This window comes from Streptococcus mitis, from assembly GCF_946190275.1.
In the GTDB taxonomy this organism is placed as follows: domain Bacteria; phylum Bacillota; class Bacilli; order Lactobacillales; family Streptococcaceae; genus Streptococcus; species Streptococcus mitis_DC.
Genome location: NZ_CAMHZQ010000013.1, coordinates 18,278 through 44,233, shown reverse-complemented (window position 1 = coordinate 44,233; position 25,956 = coordinate 18,278). Strand labels below are relative to the sequence as shown.

Here is a 25,956-nt window from a genome sequence, read left to right as displayed (position 1 = left end):
ATGAATAACTCAATTAAACTCAAACGTAGACTGACTCAAACCCTTACTTACCTCTACTTAATTGGCCTATCAATCGTGATTATCTATCCACTTTTGATTACCATCATGTCAGCCTTTAAAGCAGGTAACGTCTCAGCCTTTAAACTAGATACTAATATCGACCTCAATTTTGATAACTTTAAAGGCCTCTTCACTGAAACCTTGTACGGTACTTGGTACCTCAACACTTTGATTATCGCCTTGATTACCATGGTTGTTCAAACAAGTATTATCGTACTTGCTGGTTATGCTTACAGCCGTTACAACTTCTTGGCTCGTAAACAAAGTTTGGTCTTCTTCTTGATTATCCAAATGGTGCCAACCATGGCCGCTTTGACAGCCTTCTTCGTTATGGCACTTATGTTGAACGCCCTTAACCACAGCTGGTTCCTCATCTTCCTCTACGTTGGTGGTGGTATCCCGATGAATGCTTGGCTCATGAAGGGCTACTTCGATACAGTGCCAATGTCTCTAGACGAATCTGCAAAACTAGACGGTGCAGGACACTTCCGCCGCTTCTGGCAAATTGTTCTTCCACTTGTTCGCCCAATGGTTGCCGTACAAGCTCTCTGGGCCTTCATGGGACCTTTTGGAGACTATATCCTCTCTAGTTTCTTGCTTCGTGAGAAAGAATACTTTACTGTTGCCGTAGGTCTCCAAACCTTCGTTAGCAATGTGAAAAACTTGAAGATTGCCTACTTCTCAGCAGGTGCTATCCTCATTGCCCTTCCAATCTGTATTCTCTTCTTCTTCCTACAAAAGAACTTTGTTTCAGGACTTACAAGTGGTGGCGACAAGGGATAATATATCCCCGCCACCCTTTTTCATTTTATACTCTTCGAAAACCTCTTCAAACCACGTCAGCTTCCATCTGCAACCTCAAAACAGTGTTTTGAGCTGACTTCGTCAGTTCTATCCACAACCTCAAAGCAATGCTTTGAGCAACCTGCGGCTAGCTTCCTAGTTTGCTCTTTGATTTTCATTGAGTATTAGCGATTGTTACTGTAAATAACATCCTTGTAACAAGCAATTTTTCTCCTAGACTTGAAATAAAGCGCATTTCTCTATATAATAATACTCATATAGAAAACACCTTTTAGAAAGATACCTATGCTTCCATATCCATTTTCTTATTTTTCAAGTATTTGGGGATTTCGTAAGCCCCTATCCAAACGTTTCGGGCTCAACTGGTTTCAACTACTCTTTACCAGTATCTTCCTTATCAGCTTGTCTATGGTACCCATTGCCATTCAAAACAGCTCACAGGAGACTTATCCGCTAGAAACCTTTATCGATAATGTCTATGAACCTCTGACAGATGAGGTTGTACAGGATCTCTCTGAACATGCTACAATTGTTGATGGTAAATTAACTTATACAGGAACAGCTAGTCAAGCCCCTTCTCTTTTAATCGGTCCAAGTCAAAGTAAGGAGTTACCTAAGGACTTGCAACTGCATTTCGATACGAATGAGCTCGTCATCAGCAAGGAAAGTAAGGAACTGACTCGTATCTCTTACCGAGCGATTCAAACTGAAAGTTTCAAAAACAAAGACAGCTTGACCCAAGCGATTTCTAAAGACTGGTACCAACAAAATCGTGTCTATATCAGTCTCTTCCTAGTTCTCGGTGCTAGCTTCCTCTTTGGTTTGAATTTCTTTATCGTCTCTCTAGGAGCTAGTCTTCTCCTTTATATCACTAAGAAATCACGCCTCTTTTCATTTAGAACCTTTAAAGAGTGCTACCATTTTATCTTGAACTGTTTAGGATTGCCGACTCTGATTACGCTTATTTTGGGATTGTTTGGCCAAAATATGTCAAACCTCATCACTATACAAAACATTCTTTTTGTCCTTTATCTGGTCACTATCTTTTATAAAACGCATTTCCGTGATCCAGATTACCATAAATAGGAGATTTTTATGCCCGTTACGATTAAAGACGTGGCCAAGGCTGCTGGTGTTTCGCCTTCAACCGTAACCCGTGTTATTCAAAACAAATCAACCATTAGCGACGAAACAAAAAAACGCGTTCGCAAGGCTATGAAGGAACTCAATTACCACCCCAACCTCAATGCTCGCAGTTTGGTAAGCAGTTATACGCAAGTTATCGGCTTAGTTCTTCCTGATGACTCAGATGCCTTCTATCAAAATCCTTTCTTTCCATCAGTCCTACGTGGCATCTCTCAAGTCGCATCTGAAAACCACTATGCCATTCAGATAGCAACAGGGAAAGATGAGAAGGAGCGTCTTACTGCCATCTCACAAATGGTCTATGGTAAACGTGTAGACGGTTTAATTTTCCTTTATGCCGAAGAGGAAGATCCTTTAGTAAAACTGGTGGCTGATGAGCAGTTCCCCTTCCTCATCCTCGGAAAATCTCTGTCCCCCTTCATTCCACTTGTCGATAATGACAATGTTCAAGCTGGCTTTGATGCGACTGAATATTTCATCAAAAAAGGCTGCAAACGAATTGCCTTTATTGGAGGGACTAAGAGACTCTTCGTAACACAAGACCGTCTAACAGGCTATGAGTCAGCACTCAAACAGTACCAACTGCCTATTGATAGTAACTTGACCTATTTTGCGAACGAATTTCTAGAAGAAAAAGGGTATCAATTCAGTAAGCGTTTGTTTAAACACGATCCTATGATTGATGCTATTATCACAACTGATAGCCTCCTAGCCGAAGGGGTCTGTGATTACATCGCAAAACACCAACTGGATGTCCCTGTTCTCAGCTTCGACTCAGTCAATCCCAAGCTCAACTTGGCAGCCTATATAGATATTAATAGCCTAGAACTTGGTCGAACATCATTTGAAACCATTCTTCAGATTATCAACGATGCTAAAAGCAATAAACAAATTTGCTACCGCCAATTGATCGCCCACAAAATTATCGAAATATAAAAACCAGCTCGCGCTGGTTTTTTTGGTCACTAATTTTCGGTTTCAACGAACCGTCCCAAAATATGGACATTCTCAGATACAGAGACAAAGGCGCTTGGATCCACCTGTTTCATAATCTGTTTAAATTCATTAAACTCTGCACGTGTAATGACAGTGATTAAAACTGCCTTTCTCTCGTGATTATAGGTTCCTTCTGCATCGTGAATCATTGTTGCTCCGCGGTGCAATTTTTTATGGATTTTTTCAATTACCTTGTCTGGATGATTGGTCACAATCATGGCCTGCATGCGTTTTTGCTTAGTAAAAACAGCGTCTGTCACACGGCTAGAGACAAAGATGGTAATCATAGAGTAGAGAGCGTATTTCCAACCAAAGGTTAAACCAGCTATCAACATGATGGTCCCATTTACCAAGAAAGAAATACTGCCGACATTCTTACCTGTTTTCTTACGAATGGTCAGACTGACGATATCTGTTCCACCACTGGAGATATTGTTTCGAAGAGCAAAACCAATCCCCAAGCCCATGACAACACCCCCAAAAAGGGCATTGATAATAGGATCCTCCGTCAAGGTTGCCACAGGGACAAACTGGATAAAGAAGGAACTCATGGATACCGTGATAAAGGTAAAAATAGTGAACTTATGGCCAATCTGATACCAGGCCAAGACCATCAAAGGAAAATTAATGGCGTAGAAGGTCAGCGAAATCGGAATATGAAACCCAAACCAGTGATTACTCAAGGCAGAGATTATCTGTGCCAAACCTGTTGCACCACTCGAATACACATGCCCTGGTTGGAAAAAGAAATTAACCGCTACTGCTGATAGAAAACCATAGACCAGAGAGGCCGAAATCTTCTCATCATATTTTTCACGAGAGATGCTTTGTAGGACACGTAAAATTTTTATCTGATAAGCAAAGCGGCGCAGATAATAGCGCCACCGCTTAATTCGTTTTGCTTGTTTCATCTTCTTCTACTTGTAAGCTGAGTTCCTCTAGTTGTTTGAGAGCGACTGTTGATGGAGCTTGTGTCATTGGGTCAGTTGCCTTGTTGTTCTTAGGAAAGGCAATAACTTCACGGATATTTTCTTCTCCTGCAAGCAACATAACAAAACGGTCAAGACCGATAGCCAAACCACCGTGTGGTGGGAAACCATAGTCCATGGCTTCAAGAAGGAAACCAAACTGGTCATTTGCTTCTTCAGTTGAGAAACCAAGAGCCTTGAACATGCGTTCTTGAAGATCTTTTTGGTTGATACGGAGGCTACCACCACCAAGCTCATAACCGTTCAAGACGATATCGTAAGCAATGGCACGAACTTTAGCCAAATCACCTTCTAGTTCGTGAGCTGTCTCTTCCTGTGGAAGGGTAAACGGATGGTGGGCGCTCATGTAACGGCCTTCTTCTTCAGACCATTCAAACATTGGCCAGTCAACTACCCAAAGGAAGTTGAATTTATCGTTATCAATCAAGCCAAGCTCTTTAGCAATACGTCCACGAAGGGCACCAAGCGTTGCATTGGCTACCTCAAGCGTATCTGCCACAAAGAGAACCAAGTCCTTATCTTCAAGAGCAAGTGCTGCTGTCAATTCTGCTTGGATGCCTGTCAAGAACTTGGCAACTGGTCCGTTTAATTCTCCATCAACAACCTTGACCCAAGCAAGACCTTTGGCACCGTACTGTTTGGCTACTTCCGTCATCTTGTCAATGTCTTTACGTGAATAGTTGTCCGCAGCGCCTTTGACCACAATGGCTTTAACGGCAGGGGCTTCTGAAAAGACTTTGAAGTCCACACCTTTGACCACTTCTGTCAAGTCCTGAAGCAACATGTCAAAACGCGTATCAGGTTTATCAGAACCGTAAAGAGCCATCGCGTCATCGTATTTCATACGAGGGAATGGGAGCGTCACTTCGATGCCTTTTGTTTCCTTCATCACGCGCGCAATCAATCCTTCTGTGATATCTTGGATTTCTTGCTCCGTAAGGAAAGACGTTTCCAAGTCGACCTGAGTGAACTCAGGCTGGCGGTCTCCACGCAAGTCCTCGTCACGGAAGCATTTAACGATTTGGTAATAACGGTCAAATCCAGCATTCATCAAAAGCTGTTTCGTGATTTGTGGACTTTGAGGAAGGGCGTAAAAATGCCCTTTATTAACACGAGATGGCACCAAATAGTCACGCGCCCCTTCTGGTGTTGACTTAGAAAGGAATGGTGTCTCCACGTCGATAAACTCCAACTCGTCCAAGTAATTACGGATAGAGTGAGTCACCTTAGCACGAAGTTTAAGATTTTCCAACATTTCTGGACGACGAAGGTCAAGGTAACGGTAACGCAAACGTGTATCGTCATTGGCCTCAATGCCATCCTTAATCTCAAATGGGGTTGTCTTAGCTGTATTAAGCACTGTCAGAGCTGTCACGTTTAACTCAACTGCACCAGTTGGCAACTTATCATTGGCTTGCTCACGCGCAACGACATCTCCAGTCACCTCGATAACAAACTCGCTACGAAGGCTTTCAGCTGTTGCCATGACCTCTGCAGATACTTTTTCAGGGTTGATAACCAACTGCATAATTCCTTCACGGTCGCGAAGGTCGATAAAGATCAAACCACCAAGGTCACGACGACGGCCAACCCATCCTTTCAAGGTAATTTCTTGTCCGATGTGTTCCTCACGAACACGACCAGCATACATACTACGTTTCATTGTTTCTCTCCTCTTTTATTCTGTTACTATTTTACCATAAAAGCGCAGGCTCTTCATGAAAATCAGCAGAAAAGTTTGCCAGTCTTTAAAAATCCAGTGACGACCCTAAAAATTAGCGCCAATAAAAAATCCGATGAACTTCACCGGACTCTTTTATTTTGAATTTTTGCCTGCTTTACGCTTTTCAGCGATTTCGGCTGCCTTTCGAGGCAGGACGATTTCCGTTGTGTAGGCTGTCCCAAAACGCCAGATACCGGCAATAGGGGCAAAGACCACTGCGAGATGGCTATAGAAGAAATCACCTTTGAAGGCATAAGCTAATCCCCCAATGATGAAAAATAGAACAACTGCTTGAATCACTGCTAATAAAATTACTCGTTTCATGTGACCTCCTGACTCTATTATAGCATGAGAATCATCAAAAAGCCGACTAAATTATTCAAAGCGTGGAGAGAAATACTGTAGACCAGACCTTTTCTGCTAATATAAGCCAAGCCCAAACTAAAACCAAGGCTAAAATAGACAAAAAATTGTTGCACATCACCTGGGAAATGAATCAAGGTAAACAGAACACTGGATACCAGAAGAAAAATCAGAGTTTGTTTACTATTGTCCTGCTTAGGAAATAGATAGCGCGCTAACATCCCTCTAAAGATAAGTTCTTCCGTCAGAGGAGCAAAAATAACGACCGCAAAGAATGAGAAAAGTGGTTGAGACAAGGTCAAGTCTATCGCTATTTGCTGATTTACTGAAGGATCATTTGGCAAGAAAAACTGGACAACCAGAGATAAGAACCAAACCAAGGCAGGAAGCCAAATAAATCGGTTGAAGCCACTCTTCTCAATACGAACAGGACCTTTCTGATACCATTTGTAAATGCCGTACACATAAACTCCAGCCAAGGCCACATAGAGCAAGGTCACAGCATAGGGTGAAGCGCCTAAGGCAAGCGACGTAGTCGCGAGCACCTGAATGAAGCCATAGATGAATAAAAAGGATAGAATGGCTAGAAGAAACCAGCCAAGGTTTTTAAGTAATTTCATAAAGTTCTCCTATCTTGCTTTATAGCTGTTTTTCAATACAAAGAGGTTTGCTATCCCTAACACAAGTACCCAGGCAAGTAACATACCGATGTTAGAAAAAGATATTTCTCCACCTTTTTTATTTAAAAGATTTACAATAGGACCAACGAACGAGTAATCCAACACTTTTTGAACCGTATCATTTTGAGAAGCAATCATAGGTAAAAAAGAGACAATTAACATAGGGAAGATACTATAGACTTGCGCTTTAGACTGAGTATCTGATACCGCACCGATTAGAAGGTTGAGAAAAATAATACTAATAGTTGCTAGGAGCAAATAGATAACGTAGGCAAATAAATAACCTGATAGATCTACTTTAAGATAGATGGGAAGCACAATCATAGCAAGTAACATTATCAGAATAGGGAGAACGAGCATACTGAAAGTATATTCTGTTGCTGTCACACCACTTAGGAGGAGTGATTTAAGATTTCGTTTTTCCTTATCTTCTGCCATCATAATCGATACCATATAACCACTTCCCATGCTCAAGACCATCGTCAAGCTAGCAGATAGAAAAAATAGGCTCAATTGTCCATTATTATTTAAAAATTCATTATATAAAACAGTCAGTCCAAAAGGCAACAATAGAGTCGCCAACAAAGATGAATTGCTAATAAGGACTTGTAATCTTAACCATAGTAGGGCATTTAATTTTCTAAACATCTAACTTTTCTCCTGTCAATCTGATAAAGATTTCTTCTAAAGTTGGCTCACAAGAGTGAACCACCATCAAATCTGTCGTATCTAAATGTGGTAATTCTTCAAATGGAACTATCTGTTCTCGTCCATCATTATAAACCACACATACTTTCTTATCCACATGGTACTTCTGGATGATATCTTGCGGACTTCCATACTCTATTAAGTTCCCCTTATTCAAAAGAGATAAGCGATCACAAAGCAGAGTTGCTTCATTCATATCATGCGTTGTAAGAAAGATAGTTGTCCCCGCCTGCTTTAATTCTTGAAGTAGAGTATGAATCATCTTAGATGTTGTAGGGTCTAAGCCACTGGTTGGCTCATCTAGAAAGAGAATCTTAGGAGCATTAAGAAGGGCACGAGCCAAGAACATTCGTTGTTTCATTCCAGTAGATAACTTTTCTGCGATAATATCTTTAGCATCTGCCAATCCAACCTGTTGGAGCACCTGAACTACTCTATCTGACTTGAGACCATATAACTTAGCATAGATGAGCAGATTTTTGTAAAGACTCATCTTTTCATAAAAACCACTGCCATCACTAACAATACCAATTTGTTCCAAATCATTTGAGGTTAAATCTTGAGAATTCTTGCCTAACAAAACTGTTTTACCTTGATCTGCAGCCAACTGACCTGTTAAGACATTGATCATGGTTGTTTTACCTGAGCCAGAAGGGCCAAGAAAACCAAAGATTTCACCTTCCTTAATCTCAAAAGAAATCTGATGAAGAGCTTTTTTGCTCCCAAAACTTTTACTTACATTTTCAACACGAATCATAGAAACTCCTTTATTTGAAATAGCGTTTTACCATAGGTAACTGCATCACATTGATATAAATATGGATAGCTCCGACAAACAAGAAGGCTAGTAACTGAATCTCTCCTGTCAGTAAAGAAAAGAGAGCAATCAGAAAGTACAAAGCTGGCAAGACATACTGATGTAATTGGAATAAAATCCGAAAACTCTGTTCCAAATTAGCCTGGCGCTCCCCTTCATCGCAAGAATTGACATAACCTAAGATATCCTTTGGCATAGAGAAAAATACCATATCAAACTGGCGAACAATCTCAATGGTTTTATAAAAATATTTTTGAGCATTAAAAGTCAACACTAATCCCAAAAAAGAAAGAGATAAGGTTAGATTGCTTCTATTTAGTATAACCACTTCACTTGCTGAAATGAAGAGAGCCAATAAAATCACTACACTTGCACTATTAAAAGCAATACTTCCAAACTCAAGATTCCGATACATTTGCACATAATAGCTTTCATTCAGATCATCATCCATTTCCTCTTGATACAAGGAATGAAATTTTCTGCTTTTCTTTAAGAAATTGAAAGTCAAAAGAATGCTAATGAAACCTAATACTAAACAAATAGCTGATATCCAAGGTATCAAGACTTTTACATCTAAAATAACTTCGTAGGATTCGGCACGTGCCTTAAACATCCCTACAAACATGCCCAAGAAGCCTCCAAAGACAACAGACATTAAAAATAACAAGACACCTTTCTTATTCTTTTTCATATTCATTCTCCTTTTTCACTTGCTAAATTATTTGCTTTCTTTTCAATCCAGTCAACGACTGGGATAAGAGCAAAATAGGCCCAAATAAATTGGTCACTCTGATAGGGACTAAACCAGCCTAAGTCTATTCCAATCAATAGAAATACGCTGACTAATAGAGCTGCGACAACTACATAATAAACCACTTTATACTTGTTCATTATTTTTCTCCTTTTCCTTCAACCGATTGAAAATGGACAAGAGGACTAAATTAATCCAAAACAAATACTTACTTTCAACAAAATAGAACCAACCCAGTAATGTTCCAATCATAGCCAAGGCATTCACAATAAGGGCAAGAACACTCATATAATAAACCACTCTATACATGTTCATCACTCATCCTCCTCCAAGCGAAATACCGATTCGACTGTTTCGTTGAAAATTTGAGATATTTTCAAGGCAATCACAACGGACGGGGTGTATTCGTCCCGTTCTAATAGGCTGATAGTCTGTCTGGAAACCTCTGCTAGCTTAGCTAGTTCGGTTTGATTGAGACCATCGCGAGCTCTAAGCTCTTTTAGACGATTTTTTAGTTGCATGTTACACACCTACTCTCCGTCAAATTCAACTGTCTGGATATCCTCAATGCGTTGCAACTTGAATTTTTCTTTCCCCTTTTTATCAACGCTACGTAGTTTGACCCATTCCTCGTCAACATCCACAACTTCCCAGTTATCTGGCCCAATATACACTCCCGTTATAATTGGTTTCTTTCCAATCATTTCTTGCAATAATCTTGACATTTCTATATTTCCTTTCTCTTTTCGCTCAAGCTTTTTGATTTTATTCTCTAGTTTCTTGATTTTTTTAGAATTATTAGAATAAAAGAAAATCATAAATAGTATAAATACTACTACCCACATCATAGCTCCTTTCTGCTTCCTATTTCTTAACTTGAATTTATTGTAACACATCTTTTTCTTTTTGACAATCATATTTGTCAAAAAGTTTATTATTTTTGTCATTTTGCAAAAGAAAAAGGTCAGGAGTAAGTTCCTGACCAGTTTATCTATCATTAAAATCCTAGTTTTTCAAAGATTTCTGAGAAGTTTTGGCTGATAGCCTCAAGTGACACTTGCACTTCTTCTCGGGTTTGGTTGTTCTTGACCGTCACTTGTCCGCTTTCGACTTCACTCTCTCCTAGAGTGATGAGGGTCTTAGCAGCAAAGACATCGGCTGACTTGAACTGAGCTTTGAGCTTACGGTTGAGGTAATCACGCTCTGCTTTGAAACCTTGTTGGCGAAGTGCTTGTACCAACTCCAAAGCCTTGACATTTGCTCCTTCTCCCAAGACTGCGATATAAACATCTAGGGCGTTTTCAATAGGGAGGATCACACCTTGCTTTTCAAGGATAAGAAGCAGGCGCTCTACACCAAGTCCAAAACCAAATCCAGCAGTTTCAGGGCCTCCAAAGTAAGAAACCAAACCATCGTAACGACCACCCGCACAGACTGTCAGGTCATTACCCTCGATCTCAGTAATGAACTCGAAAATGGTGTGGTTGTAGTAGTCCAGGCCACGCACCATATTGGTATCGATGATATAGTCTACTCCAAGATTCTCCAACATCTGACGCACAGCATCAAAATGAGCTTGGCTTTCTTCATCAAGGAAGTCCAAGATAGAAGGCGCATTCTCTACTGCTACCTTGTCTTCTTTTTCCTTAGAGTCCAAGACACGGAGAGGGTTTTCCTCCAAGCGACGCTGGCTATCCTTAGATAAGGTCTCCTTGAGCGGTGTCAAATAGTCAATCAAGGCTTGACGATAAGCCGCACGGCTCTCAGGATTTCCAAGCGTATTAAGATGTAATTTGACACCTTGGATACCGATTTCTTTCAAGAAGTGTGCTGCCATAGCAATGGTTTCCACATCGGTAGCTGGATTGCTAGAGCCAAAACACTCAACCCCAATCTGGTGGAACTGGCGCAAACGCCCTGCCTGTGGACGCTCATAGCGGAACATAGGGCCCATGTAGTAGAATTTGCTTGGCTTTTGCACTTCTGGAGCGAAGAGTTTATTTTCCACATAGGAACGGACAACTGGCGCAGTTCCTTCTGGGCGAAGGGTAATATGGCGGTCACCCTTGTCATAGAAATCGTACATTTCCTTGGTTACGATATCCGTTGTGTCTCCGACAGAGCGGCTGATGACCTCGTAGTGCTCAAAAATAGGCGTGCGCACTTCTGCATAGTTATAGCGATTGAAAATTTCACGGGCAAAGCCCTCAACGTACTGCCACTTGGCAGATTCAGCAGGTAAAATATCCTGCGTTCCTTTTGGTTTTTGTAATTTCATAGGGAATCCTCTTTAAACTTAATAGTCTTATTTTACCATAAATAGAGGGATTAAAACAGTAAGAAAAAAATTAGGATTTATACTCAATGAAAATCAAAGAGCAAACTAGGAAACTAGCCGCAGGTTGCTCAAAACAATGTTTTGAGGTTGTGGATAGAACTGACGAAGTCAGCTCAAAACACCGTTTTGAGGTTGCAGATAAGACTGACGAAGTCAGTCACATATATCTACGGCAAGGCGACGTTGACGTGGTTTGAAGAGATTTTCGAAGGGTATTAGATATCATTTTTGAGATTAATAACTGTCAAAAGAATAGCTAGCAAGGAAAGACCAACAAATAGCATCCAAGTCAACTGTATATTCCATACAGCTATAAGTGAAAAACAAGCTGTTCCCACAGGTATGGATAAGGTAAACAATAAACCTAAAAAATTACTGGTACGAGCTAGAACATCTGGAGCTAGATTTTTCATGAGCATGGCACTAATCTTTGGTTGAACTTTACCAGACACATACAGAGTTGAAAAGAGAAATAGTAAACCAAGTACGACTTGATTGAATAAATTAGCTAGACCAATTAGACTGAGTCCTACGGTCACCCACATCATCAATCTAGGCAAGGACTGCTTCCCAAAATAATCATTGCCCGTAAGGCTACTGATGATGATTGCTAACAAAGCACAGAATTGACTGATAAATAATGCCTCTGTGTAAGAAAAGTCCAAAAGAGAATGGCTCAAAAAGAAGATGTTATAGATGCTTCCTAAAGCGCCACCCAAGGCATTGATAAGCAAGACAGCAAAGAGCATAAAGCCAAAGTTTTTCTGTCCACCTTTAAGAAAAACGAGACGTAAATTTCGATAAATCGTTAGGAACTGCTCTTTGATAGAAAGCTTCTCATTTTTTAGTTTTTCACCATCAGGAGATGACATTGACAGGCTTAACTTGCTTCTTCCTAGAAAGAGAATCACGGCTGATACTAGGAAAAAGCAAGCATTGATTCCCGCAACGAGAGAAAAATTATTGACCGATAAACCTAAGAGCCAGACTCCAAAAGCTTGACCACCAATAGCTGAAATATAGGTGATGAACTGGGAAAAAGAATAAGCTTCCATCAGATCCTCTTCAGCTACTTTTTCCTTGACGAGAGGCATGCGCAAACCACCAGCAAAATCACTAATCACATCACTGATGACATTGATCAAACACAGGCTAGAAAAGGCAAAGAGACTAGCTTGCTGAACAACTAGGGCTGCTAGAAAAAATAAAACCGCCTGAAACAAACCACTATAGGTCATCCATTTGACCTTATCCCTCGTGTAATCTGCCCGAATCCCTACAAAAACTGTAAAGAGAGTCGGAAGAATCATGATAATATTTGCCATAGCAACAGCAAAAGAGGCTTGTGGCAAGGTCGATGCATAGACGATAAATACCAGGTTGAAAATCGAAGCACCAAAAGCATTGAAAAAGCGTGACAAAGTCAAGAGTCGATAAGCTTGATTTCTAAACAATAGTTTCATAGGTAATCTCCCTTCTTGTTCAAATACTCAATGAAAATCAAAGAGCAAACTAGGAAGCTAGCCGAAGGCTGTACTTGAGTACGGCAAGGTGAAGCTGACGTGGTTTGAATTTGATTTTCGAAGAGTATAAGTTCTATATGAAGTATGACTACAGTATATCACTTAGAAATTGAAAGGGAAAACTTTTGAATATATGCAACACATAAAATAAGCAAAAAAACGATAGAACTTCTTTGATAACCTGAGAGAGGGCAAGAGTTCTATCGCTTAAAATTTCAAATTATTTTCTTAGTTTGCAGATATTCAACAATCGGTCGTTTTTCGATAGTATTCGGCGGATTTGTTACAACCAAGCATCTCAAAAATATGGACAGCATCTTCCATCTTTTTCTGACCTTCCTTGACTCTGCCTTGCTTGCTATCAAGGAGACCTTCCGCCCACAAATAGACAATTCGGAAATAGGTCTCATTTTCCTTGTAGAAATGCTCTTTGATGACACGTTTAAAATAAGAGGCATTGGTAAATTCTTCACACTCAATACTGGCTAAAAAACCATTCAATAGCATGGTGTGAAAAAGGTTTCGGTTTCCAGACATTTCCATTAGAAAATCAGATTTGCGGACCATTTCTCGTACATATCTAGTAAAGAGAGAAACAGATAAGAACGGCGAACTGACTGAAAACAAATTGAGTTCATAGATTCCCCAAATCTCGGTAGAAAATAAGTAGTCATGAAGGACTTTCCCTTCCTCTGCCGTTAACTCTACTGTTTCATCCATGCTCTTCATATAAGACTTGATAATAATGGCATTTAGAATATGTTTCTGTTTGTTTTGAGAATGGGCATGCTTTTGATATTCCTTGCGATACAGGTCTTCAAGAGGTGCTATATTCTTTATATCCAAGACATCTGTGATTTCTTTTCTCAACTCAGAATCAGTATCATACTGAAAACCTCTAGCTAGAAAGAGGATTTCCTCCACACTGGCAGATATATTTCCCAAGGCAAATAGAAACTTTTCCACCGAAAGCTCACTCTGACCTGTTTCAAATCGGGACAACATGGACGGAGAAAATTGTCCACCAGTTGCCTGTCTCAGCGAGATATTTCTTGACTCTCGTAATTGTCTAAAAACTTTTCCAATCTGCTCCATAGACTTCTCCCTGATTCCGTATTTTCTTCATTTTATCATATTTTTCAGAAAATTCATCAAAAACTTGCCAAATTGTCAGAATTATGAGAAAATAGAGGATATTTATCACGTGGAGGGACTGTAATGAGAGACGATATCAAAATCAATGACCGTGCTTTGGCCTTACAAGACCAAATTATCGAAAAACTAGAGAAGGTTTTTGATACAGATGTGGAATTGGATGTTTACAATCTAGGGCTGATTTATGAAATCAATCTGAACGAAGCAGGCCTCTGTAAGATTGTCATGACCTTCACTGACACAGCCTGCGATTGTGCCGAAAGCCTGCCTATCGAAATCGTGGCAGGTCTGAAACAAATCGAGGGTATTGAAGATGTAAAGGTTGAAGTTACCTGGTCACCTGCTTGGAAAATCACACGAATCAGTCGCTACGGCCGTATTGCCCTTGGATTACCACCTCGTTAATACTCTTCAAAAATCTCTTCAAACCACGTCAGCGTCGGCTTGTCGTAGGTATATGTTACTGACTTCGTCAGTTCTATCTACAACCTCAAAGCAGTGTTTTGAGCAACCTGCGCCTAGCTTTCTAGTTTGCTCTTTGATTTTTATTGAGTATAAGCAGGCAAATCACTTTTGAATATAAAAATAAGCAAGCCGAAGTTGGCTTGCTTTTTGAGTTTATTTTTTACCTGACTTGTCCATATTCCAGAAGTCTGTCACGGCTCCGCGTGAAGCAGATGACACGATGTGAGCATATTTACCGAGGACACCACGGCTGTAAAGTGGTGGCAAGGTCGTTTCTGCCTTGCGTTTTTCAAGTTCTTCTTCGGATACGGCCATGGAAATTTCTTTGGTATCTTGGTCAACCGTAACGATATCGCCTGTACGGAGGTAGGCAATCGGTCCACCATCCTGAGCTTCAGGAGCGATATGTCCAACAACCAGACCATAAGTCCCACCAGAGAAACGGCCATCCGTCAAGAGGGCAACCTTATCTCCTTGACCTTTACCAACGATCATTGATGAAAGTGACAGCATCTCAGGCATACCAGGACCACCTTTAGGTCCAACGAAACGAACAACGACTACATCGCCATCAACGATTTCATCTGTCAGAACGGCCTGAATCGCATCTTCTTCTGAGTCAAAGACCTTAGCTGGACCAACGTGACGACGCACTTTAACACCTGATACCTTAGCAACCGCACCGTCAGGGGCAAGGTTCCCGTTCAAGATGATAAGCGGACCGTCCGCACGTTTAGGATTTTCAAGTGGCATGATGACTTTTTGACCTGGAGTGAGGTCTGCAAAGTCAGCTAAGTTCTCAGCAACAGTCTTACCAGTACATGTGATGCGATCTCCATGAAGGAAACCATTTGCCAAGAGGTATCTCATAACCGCAGGCACACCACCGACTTCGTAGAGGTCTTGGAAGACATACTGACCAGATGGTTTCAAGTCAGCCAAGTGAGGCACACGTTCTTGAATCGTATTGAAGTCCTCAAGTGACAAGTCAACATTGGCAGCATGGGCAATGGCAAGCAAGTGAAGAGTGGCATTTGTAGAACCACCGAGAGCCATAGTTACAGTGATGGCATCTTCAAAGGCTTCACGAGTCAAGATATCCGATGGTTTGAGACCAAGCTCCAGCATCTTAACAACAGCTCGTCCTGCTGCTTCGATGTCTTCTTTCTTATCAGCTGATTCAGCTGGGTGAGAGGAAGAGCCTGGCAAACTCATACCCAAAACTTCGATAGCAGTCGCCATGGTATTAGCTGTGTACATACCACCACAGCCACCAGGGCCAGGGCAGGCATTACATTCAAGACGTTTTACGTCCTCAGCTGTCATGTCACCGTGGTTCCATTTTCCGATACCCTCAAAGACAGAAACCAAGTCAATGTCTTTACCATCAAGATTTCCCGGTGCAATGGTTCCACCATAGGCGAAAATAGCTGGGATATCCATATTGGCAATGGCAATCATAGAACCAGGCATGTTCTTATCACAGCCACCGATAGCAACAAAGGCATCCACATTGTGACCACCCATAGCAGCCTCAATGGAGTCCGCGATGATATCACGAGATGTTAGAGAGAAACGCATACCAGGCGTTCCCATGGCAATCCCGTCCGCTACAGTAATAGTCCCAAACTGTACAGGCCAAGCACCTGCGGATTTGACACCTTCTTTCGCCAATTTTCCAAAATCATGCAAGTGAATGTTACATGGCGTATTTTCCGCCCAAGTCGAAATCACTCCCACAATCGGTGTTTCAAAGTCCTTATCTGTCATACCAGTCGCACGAAGCATGGCACGGTTTGGTGATTTAACCATACTATCATAAATGCTACTGCGGTGACGTTTATCTAATTCAGTCATTTGTTCCCTCCCATTTCAGTTTTTACTATTATAGCACATTTTAAAAGCAATGAACAGAAGAAAATTCTTGAATTTTCAGAAAATTCTATACGCATATAAACATTTTAAATTAAAAACAACAAAGCGGATCAGGGCACTTTCTGATTACCAGAATATGCTTTTAATCCGCTTACTTTAAATAACGTAATGTAATTTTTACAAAAGTTCTTTCAGATAAGTGTATTTAACATCTATCTTGCATTATAAAACGCTAAAACTTTCTCTTTTATATTCGATTCACTCAAACCATACTCATTAAGAAGATAATCCATTTTCCCTACTTGACCGAATCTTTCTTGAACACCCATCCGATGAATTTTTGTTATTCCATCATCAGAGAATAATTCACATAAAGCACTGCCAATTCCACCTATCTGATTGTGGTTTTCTACAGTAAATATAGTTTTTCCGCTTAACATTGTTTTTATCTGTTCTGGTATCGGTTTGATTCTAAATAAATCTATCACACCTACTGAATAACCTAATTTAGACAGTTCATCCGCAACTCGAATACTTGGAGCAACCATTATGCCAGAAGCAACTATTACAACATCTTCACCGTGTCTTAACTCAATGTAGCCTTTAGAAAAATCTTCTCCACCTTGATATACAGCCTCTGGAGCTTTTCTAATTGTTCGAATATATTTTAGTCCTTTTAATTCTAATGTCTGGTTCAAGATTTCACGAAATTGGATATCATCAGTTGCTTCAAAAATGATTGATTTAGGAATTAAACGTAACAATCCAATTTCTTCAAATGGCATATGTGTTCCACCATTCATCTCTGCCGTTACTCCTGCATCTGAGCCAATCACAGTGGCATCCAATTGTGCGTACCCAAGAGAAATAAATAATTGATCAAATACTCTTCGTGAAGCAAAAGGGCCAAATGTATGAAGATAAGGTCTAAACCCCTGAATAGATAAACCTGCTGCAAGCCCGACCATTTCTGCTTCCATGATCCCAACATTCACATAACGGTCTCCAAAGTCCTTTTCAAGATTATTAGTAGCCATCGAACTTGACAAGTCTGCTTCTAAAACTACTATATCAGAATAACTTTGGTTAGCTTCTAGAAGGAAATCTCTATACACATGTCGTAATTCTTTCGTACTTCTCATCATTCTGTTTCCTCCAATTCCTGACTTAATCTTTCTACAACTGAAGTTAACATTTGTCTCTCCTCTACAGTAGGGCGAAGATGATGATTGGATTTCATTTCTTCCAGCTCTCGAACTCCTTGACCTTTAATAGTGTCTAATACAATACACTTAGGGGATGAATTATTTGACTGTTTTAATTGGATAATCCCTTCATAAATTTCTCTAATATCTGAACCATTGACCCTAATGGATTCAAACCCAAATGCTGAGAATTTTTCTACAAAATCACCTGGATTACAAATATCCTTTGTAAAACCATCTAATTGTTTTTTGTTATCGTCTACAAATACAATTAAATTAGATAACTGTTGATGAGAAGCAAACTGTATAGCCTCCCAACATTGTCCCTCATTTAACTCACCATCTCCAACAATAGCATAGGTATAAAAGGGACTTTTTCTTATTCTCTGACCATATGCAAGTCCGGTTGCAACACTAATTCCCTGTCCTAAAGAGCCAGTTGTCATATCTATGCCCGGCGTTAGATTTCTATCAGGATGAGACGGTAATTTGGTTCCATTTGTATTTAAAGAATGTAAGAATTCTTTGTCAAAGAAACCATTCAAATAGAGTGTGCTGTACAAAGCTGGTCCAGCATGTCCCTTGGATAAAACAAAATAATCTCTATCTCGTGACGCAAATATTTCTGGAGTCATCGGCATTATTTCACCATAAAGCACTGCTAAAACTTCTACTATAGACAGACTCCCTCCATAATGGCCGAATCCAAGATGATTCAATGTTCTAAGAGTATTTAATCGGATTTTTGTTGCAAATTTTCTTAACTCATCTTCTCTATTTTCACTTAAAATCATCCCTTATTCCTCCTTTGCAGATGGCTTTTTAATAAAGGATACTCCAAACATAACTGCTAGAATAAGAACAAGGCCAATAACAATACCTGCTTGTGAGCCAAATTGATTCAACATTCCTAAAATAATTCCTGATAGACCAAAATCTGCATCTGAGAAAGTTGATCCTTGGAAACCAAGTCCTCCCAAAACTGGCATTAAAAAGACTGGAAGAAAACTGATTAAAATGCCTTGTAAAAATGCTCCAATAGTGGCTCCTCGAACACCACCAGATGCATTCCCAATGACACCTGCGGTCGCTCCACAGAAGAAATGAGGCACAACGCCTGGTAAGATAACAACTGTTCCTGAAGCAATCATAATTGCCATACTTACTAAACCACCAACAAAACTAGAGATAAATCCAATTAGAACTGCATTAGGTGCATAAGTATAAACAATCGGACAATCCAAAGCAGGTTTTGAATTAGGTACAAGACGCTCTGAAATACCTTTAAAGGCTGGAACAATTTCACCCAAAATAAGGCGAACACCTGCTAAAATAACAAATACCCCTGCTGCAAATTGACCTGCTAATTGTAAAGCATAAACTAGACCACTTGTACCACTACTGATTTCTTTTTCTATATATTCTGACCCTGCAAAGATAGCTACAATAATGTAGATAACTGCCATGGATAAAGTAATACTAACAGTACTATCACGTAAAAAAGCTAAACTCTTTGGAAATTTAATGTCCTCTGTTGATTTTGATTTGTCACCGATAAGGCTACCAGTAAAACCACTCAACCAATATCCCAAAGAACTGAAATGACCTAAAGCCACCTTGTCATTTCCAGTTAATTGAACCATATATTTTTGCACAAATGCTGGGGAAATACTCATAATGATACCGAGTGCTAATCCTCCTAGTAAGATAAGAGGCAAACTTGTAAAGCCAGCAACTGATAAAATGACCGCAATCATACACGCCATATATAGAGTGTGGTGCCCTGTTAAAAAGATATATTTGAATCGAGTAAAACGAGCGATTAAGATATTGAATACCATACCTGCAAACATAATCATTGCAGTAGCTGAGCCATATGTCGTTAAAGCTACAGCTACAATTGCTTCATTATTCGGAACAACTCCAGATAAATGAAAAGCATGTTCAAACATGGTACCAAATGGATTCAAAGAATTTTGTACAATTCCTGCACCACCAGATACAACTAAGAACCCAACAAAGGTCTTAATTCCACCTTTAATAATATCAGGTAATTTCTTCTTCTGAAGAACTAATCCTAAGATTGCAATTAAAGCTACTAAAATAGCTGGTGTACTAACAATATCCAATATGAACTTCATCATGACGCTAGCCTCCTATATAAGTCCTTTTTCTTCACAAAGTTTAGTAATTAATTCTCGTAGTTCATCCATATCAATAATACTATTTAAGATACGAACATCTCCAAGATGACTAGCTGAATCAGCTAGATCACGACCAACAATCCAAATATCAGCTGCATTTGGATCTGCTCCACCTAAATCATAGTGTTCAACTTCTACATCTGAAACATTCAAATCACTCAATACAGATTCAATATTCATCTGTACCATAAAACTTGAACCTAATCCTGAACCACAAGCTGTACCAATTTTTAACATTATCTAATCCTCCTGTTTAATTATCATTTCAATGTCATCATAGTTTTTTGATGATATTAAAGTTTGAACATGATTTTTATCTCTTAAAATTGTTGTTAGATGTGACAAAGCCTTTAAATGACTCTCATTATCAATGGCTGCAATACAAATCAACAATCTTACCTCTTGTTCCGGATCATCCAATAAATAAATCGGTTCTTCCAAAACTAACATTGACATTCCTATTTCATTCACACCTTCATCTGGCCGAGCGTGAGGAATTGCTACTCCCTTCCCTAAATTAATAAAAGGCCCAAACTCTTCTACTTTTTGAATCATTGCCTCAGGGTAGTTCTCAGTTATCTTATCTTGATCCAAAAGTGGTTTAGCTGCTAAACGAATTGCCTCCTTCCATCCTAATTTTTCCGAACTAACCTGATAAGTTTCTTTTGTAATTAATTCTTCTAACAATGGTAACACTTCCTTTCTGTTCATTTCTTGATAGAGATACCTCTTTAATGCTAATTTTAACTCTAATTCTTGTGTGATTACACTATATCTTCTTACTATGCTAATTATCTGATTAAGCTCAATATCTCGATAACCTGTATCTGGGAAATCTTTTGATACCAATTCAACTAACTGCGTTGTTTGCTCTTCCGTCATCATAACAGAAACTAGATAATTTGGCTTCTCTGTTTCTACCTTTATAGTAGAAAAAACCATATCATAGTCACTAGTAGTTTTCTTCTGTAAATCATCAATCTTCGAGGTTCCTATAAACTCAATTTGAGGAAATAATGCTAATAGATTCTCTTTTAACATCAATGAAGAACTAATCCCATTAGGACAGATAATTGCTGCTTTATAACATTTTTGAGGCAAAGTATCTGCTTTCTTTAAATAACCTCCAAAATGGATAACAAAATATGCTGTTTCACTATCAGGTATGGGCTTGTCAATAGCGTCCATCAAGGGAGTCAAAGAATCTTTTACTAGTTCAAATAAATCAGGATAATGTTCTTTAACATGCAACACATATTCATTTGAACTAGGTAAGCCGAACTTTAATCTATAGTAAGCCGGTATAAGGTGGCGGCGAAGATTTTCTCTCAATACTTCCCTTTGTTTAAAATGTAACAAAGAAATATCTTCCATTCTACTTATAATAGCCTCTGTTAATTGATTAAAGTAAACCGGAGCAACATCTACTTCCCCTTCAAAGCAACTTGATAATAAAACTGTGATATAGCGATAATCATCCTCTGAAAACACCGTATCTATAATTCCCAAATCAACTACTGTATCCAATAAAATAGTCGTTATATCTTGAATAATAGGAGATACTAATGTCTCTGAAAGATATACTCTTTCAACATCTCTTTGATACCTACATATAATGAATACTAACCCAAAAAGACAAACTTTTAATTGATTAACAATAGGTACTATCTGTAGCTTTTCATAATAATCTTTAACCACCTGATCAATCAAATCATAAGTTAATGAATACCCCCAACTAGATAAAACATAATCCAAACCCCAAATCCCTATGGAGGATTCCAGCAGCTCACTAACCATTTGAAAAGCTAAACGATGCTTATTCCACTCTGAACCGTGTAAAGTATAACCTTTTGCTCTACTGTACCCTAGCTCCAAATCATTATCTAACATAATCTTTCTTAATGATTGAATATCAGATAAGGTTGTATTCTTACTTACTTTCAAAAAGTCTTGATAATGATTATTCGATATAAAATCTAATCGGCAAAAAGTGTAAAGATAGATTAATGCTAAGCGAGTCGATTTTGGTAAAACCAATTCATCCGACTTAATAATATCTGTCAAAGACTGCTTCGTACGATTTGATAAACTATAGCGGCCTTGTTTTTTATCCAGCACTATCCCTTTATTAGCTAGATAAGGCACTAAATAATCTATTCCTTCTTTGACTTCCTTTATAGGTAAGCTCACCTTAACAGATAATTCATATAATGATAGCTCACAATGATCCATCAAAGTCATCAAAATAACTAGTGCTCTATAATCAAACATTTCTCTTCCTTTCTAACTACAATTATAGTGTAAAAGTTATAAGAATAAAAGAGTATTTCAGCACAATATAATCTCACCTCCTACAAGTAATTATTGGGCTGAAACTTTTTAGTGATTATTTTTCAACTTTCTATTGACTTTTAAATACAAAGTGATATCATTTAGATATCAAATAATAGGAGGTCATTCTTATGACTGAAAAACTCATCAATTCAAAACCAAATGGTGTATTCGCATTGATTCTCATTGAGTTGACACTCGTACTTGGTGTCTTTATACTTATAATGGGTGCTGGTTCGGAAAACATTTTTGGAATTATTATCGGACTTTTATTAAGCTTAATTGCAGGCCTAGCTCATGCTGGTTTAAAAGTTGTCAAACCTCAGGAAGCTCTGGTTTTGACCCTTTTTGGTAACTATACAGGTACCATCAAAGAACCTGGTTTTTACTTTGTCAATCCCTTCAGCGTAGCAGTCAACCCTGCAAACCACACTCGACTTGGACAAAGTGGTGACGTTAGCACGAAATCTCCTTTTTCAGGGATGAAATCATCAAATGGCAATGATGTAAATCTTGAAATTGGCAAGAAACAGATTTCCCTCAAGGTTATGACCTTGAGCAATTCTCGCCAAAAAATCAATGATTGTCTAGGAAATCCTGTAGAAATCGGTATCGCGGTAACTTGGAAAGTTGTCGATACCGCTAAGGCAGTCTTCAACGTTGACAACTACAAAGAATATCTTTCATTGCAATGTGATAGCGCTCTCCGTAATATTGTCCGCATCTACCCTTACGATGTGTCTCCTAATGTGGATACTACAGGTGACGGGCAAGCAGATGAAGGTAGTCTCCGTGGCTCTAGCGAAATTGTTGCTAACCGTATTCGTGAGGAAATCCAAAGTCGCGTTGAGGATGCTGGCTTGGAAATCCTTGAAGCACGTATCACTTACCTAGCTTATGCACCAGAAATTGCAGCCGTCATGCTTCAACGCCAACAAGCATCAGCCATTATTGATGCCCGTAAAATGATTGTCGATGGCGCTGTGGGTATGGTTGAAATGGCCCTGGAACGTCTCAATGAAGGAGAATTGGTAGAGCTTGACGAAGAACGAAAAGCTGCCATGGTTTCAAATCTCCTAGTCGTCCTCTGTGGAAATCATGATGCACAACCAATTGTCAACACAGGAAGTCTTTACTAAAGATGGCTGAAGCTAAAAAAAAGCAGATCCCCCTTCGACTCTCAACAAAGTTATACGCTGCACTCGCATCATGGGCAGAAGACGACTTTCGTTCAGTCAATGGGCAAATCGAATATCTCCTCACAGAATGTATCAAACAACGGAAGAAAGACGGAAAATACGTATCAGAAACCATTGACGAACCATTTGAGATTGATATTTAAGACCTTCTCCTGTCTGCTAGGTCGGACAGGAGAATTTTTTCATCTTTTTTTGTCAAGTAACTTTACTTTACAAAAAAAATGTGTTATCCTAGTATGGTTGATGAAAATCAGTAGATTGAATCGAATATAAATACCTAAAGGAGAAATCAAAATGGCAGTACCTGCACGTCGCACTTCAAAAGCGAAGAAAAACAAACGTCGTACACACTACAAAGTAACAGCTCCATCTGTAAACTTTGACGAAACTACTGGAGATTACTCACGTTCTCACCGTGTATCACTTAAAGGATACTACAAAGGACGTAAAATCGCTAAAGCTGCATCAGCTGAATAATAGAAGGGAGATACCATGCGCGTAAATATTACACTTGAACACAAAGAATCTGGTGAACGCTTGTACCTTACTTCTAAAAACAAACGTAACACTCCAGACCGTCTTCAATTGAAGAAATACTCACCAAAACTTCGCAAACACGTTGTGTTTACAGAGGTGAAGTAAGCATTCAATACGAATCAATACAGAAGAAAAACGCATTCAAGCGTTTTTTTCTTTTGTTAATTTCAGTACATTGTAAGAAAAATCATTCGAATGACTACATTTTTGACTATATTTGTTAAGCAATCAAAAGTAATTAACATTTCATAGCGAGTAATTCTATTTAAACTTGTCTCACTATCTATTTTTTCTTATCTCTGTGTTATAATAAAATAGATTTTAAATCCATCTATTTTATTATTGAAAATTCGACATTTTTCAATTGAATTTTGATTACAAATATTCGCGTGATTTTCGCGTGATTTTCGCGTGAATATTTTAAAATATATCTTATAAATACGATGAAATCAACGATTTTAATTATCTATCAAATTTACTTTTTCGCGTGACAATCATTTTAAAAAATAAATTTCAGTAACATTATATTTTAGAAAGGAAAAATATGGACTTAAAATTTGAAGGGGTTGATTTAGAGTACAAAAAAGCTAAAAACAATCTTCCAGAGTCTTTCTGGGAAACCTACTCAGCATTTGCAAATACAAATGGCGGGAAAATAATTCTCGGGATAGACGAAAAAAATATTGACCCCTACCAAGGAGTCAATAATCCTCAAAAAATACGAGACAATTTATTCGCTTTAGTCGCAAACAAACAAAAAGTTAGCTGTAACTTACTTACCGATAATGATATTGAATACATTGACATTCCAGGCAAAAGTAAACAACTCATGGTAATCACTGTAAGAGAAGCGAATCCTCACCAAAAACCCGTCCATCTAAAAAATGATTATCGTGAGTCATATAAAAGATTAGGTGAAGGCGATGTTCGACTTGATAAAGAAGAACTTAAATATCTGATGACTAGTTCTCATGATGATATTGATAGTGAGTTGCTTAATAATTTTGACGAAAATGATTTAAATTTAGATACAATAGAACATTACAAGCAATTATTAATTGAACTTACTGGTAATACAAAATATAATAGCATTTCGTTGAGAAATTTTCTAATCGAAATTGGTGTATTTAAAAAAGACAGGATTGATAATACATATAAATTAACCGCAGGAGGACTAATATTTTTTGGAAAGTACAATTCTATCATTTCTCGTTATCCCAAATTTCAATTAGACTATTTTGAAAAAGATACCTCCCTTTCAACTAGGTGGAACGATAGAATTTCAACAGGGGATATGATGTACCCTGATTTAAACATGTTTGATTTTTTCAATTTAGCATATAAGAAATTAACTACTACAACAAATGATAGATTTGAGTTTAATAACGAATCTGCCCACCGTTTACCATTCAAGAAAGACCTATCTGAATCTATACGTGAAGCTTTGGTAAACTGCTTAATGCATGCTTACTATGACTTTGATTCTCCTATAGTTATTACAGCTTATCAAGACTTCTATGAATTTAAAAATCCAGGTAAGATGAAAATTTCTATTCCCGAATTTATACATGGCGGAACTTCCAAAACGCGAAATAGTACAATCTCTTCATTATTCCGTAGAATTGGGATGTCCGAAAAAGCTGGATCAGGTGGACCAAAAATTTTTGATATTTCCGAAAAATATAAACTAAAAATCCCTGAGGTAAGCACTACCTTTGATAGTACTGTTGTTACAATCTGGAAAGTAGACTTATTGTCTTCTTATGCGGATACATCAGATAATGAAAAGATAATACTTGAATATATCATTAAAAATGGTAGCATTACTAAAAATGATGTCCTCGAAAATTCTCTCATGACTGAGTATAAATTTAGAGAAAATTTGAAATCTCTACAAAATAAAAAGTATATTGAAATAGAAGGTAAGGGACGATCTACAAGATATGTTCTCCCTAAAAGCTCAACTGAACAATACCACATCATTAAACAACAAATCAAAAATCTTGGAGATTTCATGACTAAATATTAAATATTTTATTTTCATTCCTAAAAATTTTTGAAATAATATGGTCTTTCTCAAAATTTGC

Annotated in this window: 29 protein-coding genes; 9 read left to right on the top strand and 20 right to left on the bottom strand. The window is 38.5% G+C overall.

What is annotated here, in order from left to right; translation table 11 throughout:
• The 3 genes from N8M20_RS07570 to N8M20_RS07560 all read left to right on the top strand — a co-directional run bounded on the left by N8M20_RS07570 (position 1) and on the right by N8M20_RS07560 (position 2,946).
• Complete coding sequence (locus tag N8M20_RS07570; RefSeq protein WP_084927101.1) at positions 1 to 843, top strand: sugar ABC transporter permease; 843 nt, start codon at positions 1 to 3, stop codon at positions 841 to 843.
• Between the two features lie 306 nt (positions 844 to 1,149).
• Positions 1,150 to 1,950 (top strand): DUF1189 domain-containing protein, encoded by an 801-nt coding sequence (locus tag N8M20_RS07565; protein ID WP_261079618.1) that lies wholly within the window; start codon positions 1,150 to 1,152, stop codon positions 1,948 to 1,950.
• Positions 1,951 to 1,959: 9 nt separating this feature from the next.
• Positions 1,960 to 2,946 (top strand): LacI family DNA-binding transcriptional regulator, encoded by a 987-nt coding sequence (locus N8M20_RS07560; RefSeq protein ID WP_261079617.1) that lies wholly within the window; start codon positions 1,960 to 1,962, stop codon positions 2,944 to 2,946.
• Between the two features lie 29 nt (positions 2,947 to 2,975).
• On the opposite strand, the gene N8M20_RS07555 is transcribed toward N8M20_RS07560, so the two are convergent.
• The 14 genes from N8M20_RS07555 to N8M20_RS07490 all read right to left on the bottom strand — a co-directional run bounded on the left by N8M20_RS07555 (position 2,976) and on the right by N8M20_RS07490 (position 13,993).
• The gene (locus N8M20_RS07555) at positions 2,976 to 3,917 is read right to left on the bottom strand and encodes a YitT family protein (protein WP_061087501.1); all 942 of its coding nucleotides are present in this window, start codon (positions 3,915 to 3,917) and stop codon (positions 2,976 to 2,978) included.
• Positions 3,895 to 5,658: an aspartate--tRNA ligase gene (gene aspS, locus N8M20_RS07550; protein ID WP_261079616.1), complete on the bottom strand. Its 1,764-nt coding sequence runs from the start codon at positions 5,656 to 5,658 to the stop codon at positions 3,895 to 3,897. The genes N8M20_RS07555 and aspS overlap by 23 nt, the downstream gene beginning before the upstream one ends.
• A 153-nt stretch (positions 5,659 to 5,811) precedes the next feature.
• The gene (locus N8M20_RS07545; RefSeq protein WP_000832193.1) at positions 5,812 to 6,042 is read right to left on the bottom strand and encodes a membrane protein; all 231 of its coding nucleotides are present in this window, start codon (positions 6,040 to 6,042) and stop codon (positions 5,812 to 5,814) included.
• 17 nt (positions 6,043 to 6,059) lie between these two features.
• Entirely contained in the window at positions 6,060 to 6,701 is a 642-nt protein-coding gene (locus N8M20_RS07540; protein ID WP_000771203.1) for a CPBP family intramembrane glutamic endopeptidase, read from the bottom strand.
• Positions 6,702 to 6,710: 9 nt separating this feature from the next.
• On the bottom strand, positions 6,711 to 7,409 hold the full coding sequence (locus tag N8M20_RS07535; RefSeq protein WP_261079615.1) for an ABC transporter permease: 699 nt from the start codon (positions 7,407 to 7,409) through the stop codon (positions 6,711 to 6,713).
• The gene (locus tag N8M20_RS07530; protein ID WP_261079614.1) at positions 7,402 to 8,226 is read right to left on the bottom strand and encodes an ABC transporter ATP-binding protein; all 825 of its coding nucleotides are present in this window, start codon (positions 8,224 to 8,226) and stop codon (positions 7,402 to 7,404) included. Before N8M20_RS07530 ends, N8M20_RS07535 begins: the two co-directional genes overlap by 8 nt.
• A 10-nt stretch (positions 8,227 to 8,236) precedes the next feature.
• Positions 8,237 to 8,977 (bottom strand): DUF3169 family protein, encoded by a 741-nt coding sequence (locus tag N8M20_RS07525; RefSeq protein WP_261079613.1) that lies wholly within the window; start codon positions 8,975 to 8,977, stop codon positions 8,237 to 8,239.
• Between the two features lie 2 nt (positions 8,978 to 8,979).
• The gene (locus N8M20_RS07520; RefSeq protein WP_153193668.1) at positions 8,980 to 9,177 is read right to left on the bottom strand and encodes a hypothetical protein; all 198 of its coding nucleotides are present in this window, start codon (positions 9,175 to 9,177) and stop codon (positions 8,980 to 8,982) included.
• Positions 9,164 to 9,352 (bottom strand): hypothetical protein, encoded by a 189-nt coding sequence (locus N8M20_RS07515; protein ID WP_261079612.1) that lies wholly within the window; start codon positions 9,350 to 9,352, stop codon positions 9,164 to 9,166. The genes N8M20_RS07520 and N8M20_RS07515 overlap by 14 nt, the downstream gene beginning before the upstream one ends.
• Positions 9,352 to 9,558 (bottom strand): helix-turn-helix transcriptional regulator, encoded by a 207-nt coding sequence (locus N8M20_RS07510; RefSeq protein WP_001176233.1) that lies wholly within the window; start codon positions 9,556 to 9,558, stop codon positions 9,352 to 9,354. Before N8M20_RS07510 ends, N8M20_RS07515 begins: the two co-directional genes overlap by 1 nt.
• 9 nt (positions 9,559 to 9,567) lie before the next feature.
• Positions 9,568 to 10,035 carry a hypothetical protein gene (locus N8M20_RS07505; protein WP_314726188.1) on the bottom strand — a complete coding sequence of 156 codons (468 nt, stop codon included), beginning with the start codon at positions 10,033 to 10,035 and terminating at the stop codon, positions 9,568 to 9,570.
• Positions 10,035 to 11,315 (bottom strand): histidine--tRNA ligase, encoded by a 1,281-nt coding sequence (hisS, locus tag N8M20_RS07500; RefSeq protein WP_261079611.1) that lies wholly within the window; start codon positions 11,313 to 11,315, stop codon positions 10,035 to 10,037. Before hisS ends, N8M20_RS07505 begins: the two co-directional genes overlap by 1 nt.
• Before the next feature lie 275 nt (positions 11,316 to 11,590).
• Positions 11,591 to 12,838 carry an MFS transporter gene (locus N8M20_RS07495; RefSeq protein WP_261079610.1) on the bottom strand — a complete coding sequence of 416 codons (1,248 nt, stop codon included), beginning with the start codon at positions 12,836 to 12,838 and terminating at the stop codon, positions 11,591 to 11,593.
• A 303-nt stretch (positions 12,839 to 13,141) separates the two neighbouring features.
• Positions 13,142 to 13,993, bottom strand: a complete 852-nt coding sequence (locus N8M20_RS07490; RefSeq protein ID WP_261079609.1) for a helix-turn-helix domain-containing protein — start codon at positions 13,991 to 13,993, stop codon at positions 13,142 to 13,144.
• A 123-nt stretch (positions 13,994 to 14,116) separates the two neighbouring features.
• Between N8M20_RS07490 and N8M20_RS07485 the strand changes: the two genes are divergently transcribed.
• Positions 14,117 to 14,458 (top strand): metal-sulfur cluster assembly factor, encoded by a 342-nt coding sequence (locus N8M20_RS07485; RefSeq protein ID WP_261079608.1) that lies wholly within the window; start codon positions 14,117 to 14,119, stop codon positions 14,456 to 14,458.
• A 213-nt stretch (positions 14,459 to 14,671) separates the two neighbouring features.
• Here the strand turns inward: N8M20_RS07485 and ilvD are convergent, their stop codons facing one another.
• From ilvD to N8M20_RS07455, 6 genes are all read right to left on the bottom strand, one after another.
• Positions 14,672 to 16,375 carry a dihydroxy-acid dehydratase gene (gene ilvD / locus N8M20_RS07480; RefSeq protein ID WP_000137346.1) on the bottom strand — a complete coding sequence of 568 codons (1,704 nt, stop codon included), beginning with the start codon at positions 16,373 to 16,375 and terminating at the stop codon, positions 14,672 to 14,674.
• Between the two features lie 230 nt (positions 16,376 to 16,605).
• The gene (locus N8M20_RS07475) at positions 16,606 to 17,538 is read right to left on the bottom strand and encodes a transketolase family protein (RefSeq protein ID WP_023947581.1); all 933 of its coding nucleotides are present in this window, start codon (positions 17,536 to 17,538) and stop codon (positions 16,606 to 16,608) included.
• Positions 17,535 to 18,392 carry a transketolase gene (locus N8M20_RS07470; protein ID WP_033687490.1) on the bottom strand — a complete coding sequence of 286 codons (858 nt, stop codon included), beginning with the start codon at positions 18,390 to 18,392 and terminating at the stop codon, positions 17,535 to 17,537. Before N8M20_RS07470 ends, N8M20_RS07475 begins: the two co-directional genes overlap by 4 nt.
• 3 nt (positions 18,393 to 18,395) lie before the next feature.
• Positions 18,396 to 19,742: a PTS ascorbate transporter subunit IIC gene (locus N8M20_RS07465; protein ID WP_000975299.1), complete on the bottom strand. Its 1,347-nt coding sequence runs from the start codon at positions 19,740 to 19,742 to the stop codon at positions 18,396 to 18,398.
• A 12-nt stretch (positions 19,743 to 19,754) separates the two neighbouring features.
• A complete protein-coding gene (locus N8M20_RS07460) occupies positions 19,755 to 20,039 on the bottom strand; it encodes a PTS sugar transporter subunit IIB (RefSeq protein ID WP_000912476.1) in 285 nt (94 codons plus the stop codon).
• A 3-nt stretch (positions 20,040 to 20,042) separates the two neighbouring features.
• On the bottom strand, positions 20,043 to 22,073 hold the full coding sequence (locus tag N8M20_RS07455) for a BglG family transcription antiterminator (RefSeq protein ID WP_261079607.1): 2,031 nt from the start codon (positions 22,071 to 22,073) through the stop codon (positions 20,043 to 20,045).
• 191 nt (positions 22,074 to 22,264) lie between these two features.
• Here N8M20_RS07455 and N8M20_RS07450 point away from each other — a divergent pair, with 191 nt between their 5' ends.
• The 5 genes from N8M20_RS07450 (at position 22,265) to N8M20_RS07430 (ending at position 25,898) form a co-directional block, all read left to right on the top strand.
• Positions 22,265 to 23,272 carry an SPFH domain-containing protein gene (locus N8M20_RS07450; protein WP_261079606.1) on the top strand — a complete coding sequence of 336 codons (1,008 nt, stop codon included), beginning with the start codon at positions 22,265 to 22,267 and terminating at the stop codon, positions 23,270 to 23,272.
• 2 nt (positions 23,273 to 23,274) lie between these two features.
• The gene (locus tag N8M20_RS07445) at positions 23,275 to 23,475 is read left to right on the top strand and encodes a type II toxin-antitoxin system antitoxin (protein WP_050289220.1); all 201 of its coding nucleotides are present in this window, start codon (positions 23,275 to 23,277) and stop codon (positions 23,473 to 23,475) included.
• A 151-nt stretch (positions 23,476 to 23,626) separates the two neighbouring features.
• A complete protein-coding gene (gene rpmF, locus N8M20_RS07440; protein ID WP_000290417.1) occupies positions 23,627 to 23,809 on the top strand; it encodes a 50S ribosomal protein L32 in 183 nt (60 codons plus the stop codon).
• Positions 23,810 to 23,824: 15 nt separating this feature from the next.
• On the top strand, positions 23,825 to 23,974 hold the full coding sequence (gene rpmG / locus N8M20_RS07435) for a 50S ribosomal protein L33 (protein ID WP_001265622.1): 150 nt from the start codon (positions 23,825 to 23,827) through the stop codon (positions 23,972 to 23,974).
• Positions 23,975 to 24,413: 439 nt separating this feature from the next.
• On the top strand, positions 24,414 to 25,898 hold the full coding sequence (locus N8M20_RS07430) for an RNA-binding domain-containing protein (RefSeq protein WP_261079605.1): 1,485 nt from the start codon (positions 24,414 to 24,416) through the stop codon (positions 25,896 to 25,898).
• The last annotated feature ends 58 nt before the right edge of the window (positions 25,899 to 25,956 follow it).

What these genes read in the sequence shown, in the direction of transcription:
- N8M20_RS07495 (WP_261079610.1), bottom strand. Translation starts at nt 12,838, where the DNA reads ATGAAACTATTGTTTAGAAATCAAGCTTATCGACTCTTGACTTTGTCA.
- N8M20_RS07520 (WP_153193668.1), bottom strand. Translation starts at nt 9,177, where the DNA reads ATGAACAAGTATAAAGTGGTTTATTATGTAGTTGTCGCAGCTCTATTA.
- N8M20_RS07570 (WP_084927101.1), top strand. Translation starts at nt 1, where the DNA reads ATGAATAACTCAATTAAACTCAAACGTAGACTGACTCAAACCCTTACT.
- N8M20_RS07530 (WP_261079614.1), bottom strand. Translation starts at nt 8,226, where the DNA reads ATGATTCGTGTTGAAAATGTAAGTAAAAGTTTTGGGAGCAAAAAAGCT.
- rpmF (WP_000290417.1), top strand. Translation starts at nt 23,627, where the DNA reads ATGGCAGTACCTGCACGTCGCACTTCAAAAGCGAAGAAAAACAAACGT.
- N8M20_RS07470 (WP_033687490.1), bottom strand. Translation starts at nt 18,392, where the DNA reads ATGATTTTAAGTGAAAATAGAGAAGATGAGTTAAGAAAATTTGCAACA.
- N8M20_RS07535 (WP_261079615.1), bottom strand. Translation starts at nt 7,409, where the DNA reads ATGTTTAGAAAATTAAATGCCCTACTATGGTTAAGATTACAAGTCCTT.
- N8M20_RS07525 (WP_261079613.1), bottom strand. Translation starts at nt 8,977, where the DNA reads ATGAAAAAGAATAAGAAAGGTGTCTTGTTATTTTTAATGTCTGTTGTC.
- N8M20_RS07490 (WP_261079609.1), bottom strand. Translation starts at nt 13,993, where the DNA reads ATGGAGCAGATTGGAAAAGTTTTTAGACAATTACGAGAGTCAAGAAAT.
- N8M20_RS07510 (WP_001176233.1), bottom strand. Translation starts at nt 9,558, where the DNA reads ATGCAACTAAAAAATCGTCTAAAAGAGCTTAGAGCTCGCGATGGTCTC.
- N8M20_RS07450 (WP_261079606.1), top strand. Translation starts at nt 22,265, where the DNA reads ATGACTGAAAAACTCATCAATTCAAAACCAAATGGTGTATTCGCATTG.
- aspS (WP_261079616.1), bottom strand. Translation starts at nt 5,658, where the DNA reads ATGAAACGTAGTATGTATGCTGGTCGTGTTCGTGAGGAACACATCGGA.
- N8M20_RS07540 (WP_000771203.1), bottom strand. Translation starts at nt 6,701, where the DNA reads ATGAAATTACTTAAAAACCTTGGCTGGTTTCTTCTAGCCATTCTATCC.
- N8M20_RS07460 (WP_000912476.1), bottom strand. Translation starts at nt 20,039, where the DNA reads ATGTTAAAAATTGGTACAGCTTGTGGTTCAGGATTAGGTTCAAGTTTT.
- ilvD (WP_000137346.1), bottom strand. Translation starts at nt 16,375, where the DNA reads ATGACTGAATTAGATAAACGTCACCGCAGTAGCATTTATGATAGTATG.
- N8M20_RS07465 (WP_000975299.1), bottom strand. Translation starts at nt 19,742, where the DNA reads ATGATGAAGTTCATATTGGATATTGTTAGTACACCAGCTATTTTAGTA.
- N8M20_RS07485 (WP_261079608.1), top strand. Translation starts at nt 14,117, where the DNA reads ATGAGAGACGATATCAAAATCAATGACCGTGCTTTGGCCTTACAAGAC.
- N8M20_RS07555 (WP_061087501.1), bottom strand. Translation starts at nt 3,917, where the DNA reads ATGAAACAAGCAAAACGAATTAAGCGGTGGCGCTATTATCTGCGCCGC.
- N8M20_RS07505 (WP_314726188.1), bottom strand. Translation starts at nt 10,035, where the DNA reads ATGATAGATAAACTGGTCAGGAACTTACTCCTGACCTTTTTCTTTTGC.
- N8M20_RS07455 (WP_261079607.1), bottom strand. Translation starts at nt 22,073, where the DNA reads ATGTTTGATTATAGAGCACTAGTTATTTTGATGACTTTGATGGATCAT.
- N8M20_RS07475 (WP_023947581.1), bottom strand. Translation starts at nt 17,538, where the DNA reads ATGATGAGAAGTACGAAAGAATTACGACATGTGTATAGAGATTTCCTT.
- N8M20_RS07445 (WP_050289220.1), top strand. Translation starts at nt 23,275, where the DNA reads ATGGCTGAAGCTAAAAAAAAGCAGATCCCCCTTCGACTCTCAACAAAG.
- N8M20_RS07565 (WP_261079618.1), top strand. Translation starts at nt 1,150, where the DNA reads ATGCTTCCATATCCATTTTCTTATTTTTCAAGTATTTGGGGATTTCGT.
- hisS (WP_261079611.1), bottom strand. Translation starts at nt 11,315, where the DNA reads ATGAAATTACAAAAACCAAAAGGAACGCAGGATATTTTACCTGCTGAA.
- N8M20_RS07430 (WP_261079605.1), top strand. Translation starts at nt 24,414, where the DNA reads ATGGACTTAAAATTTGAAGGGGTTGATTTAGAGTACAAAAAAGCTAAA.
- rpmG (WP_001265622.1), top strand. Translation starts at nt 23,825, where the DNA reads ATGCGCGTAAATATTACACTTGAACACAAAGAATCTGGTGAACGCTTG.
- N8M20_RS07545 (WP_000832193.1), bottom strand. Translation starts at nt 6,042, where the DNA reads ATGAAACGAGTAATTTTATTAGCAGTGATTCAAGCAGTTGTTCTATTT.
- N8M20_RS07515 (WP_261079612.1), bottom strand. Translation starts at nt 9,352, where the DNA reads ATGAACATGTATAGAGTGGTTTATTATATGAGTGTTCTTGCCCTTATT.
- N8M20_RS07560 (WP_261079617.1), top strand. Translation starts at nt 1,960, where the DNA reads ATGCCCGTTACGATTAAAGACGTGGCCAAGGCTGCTGGTGTTTCGCCT.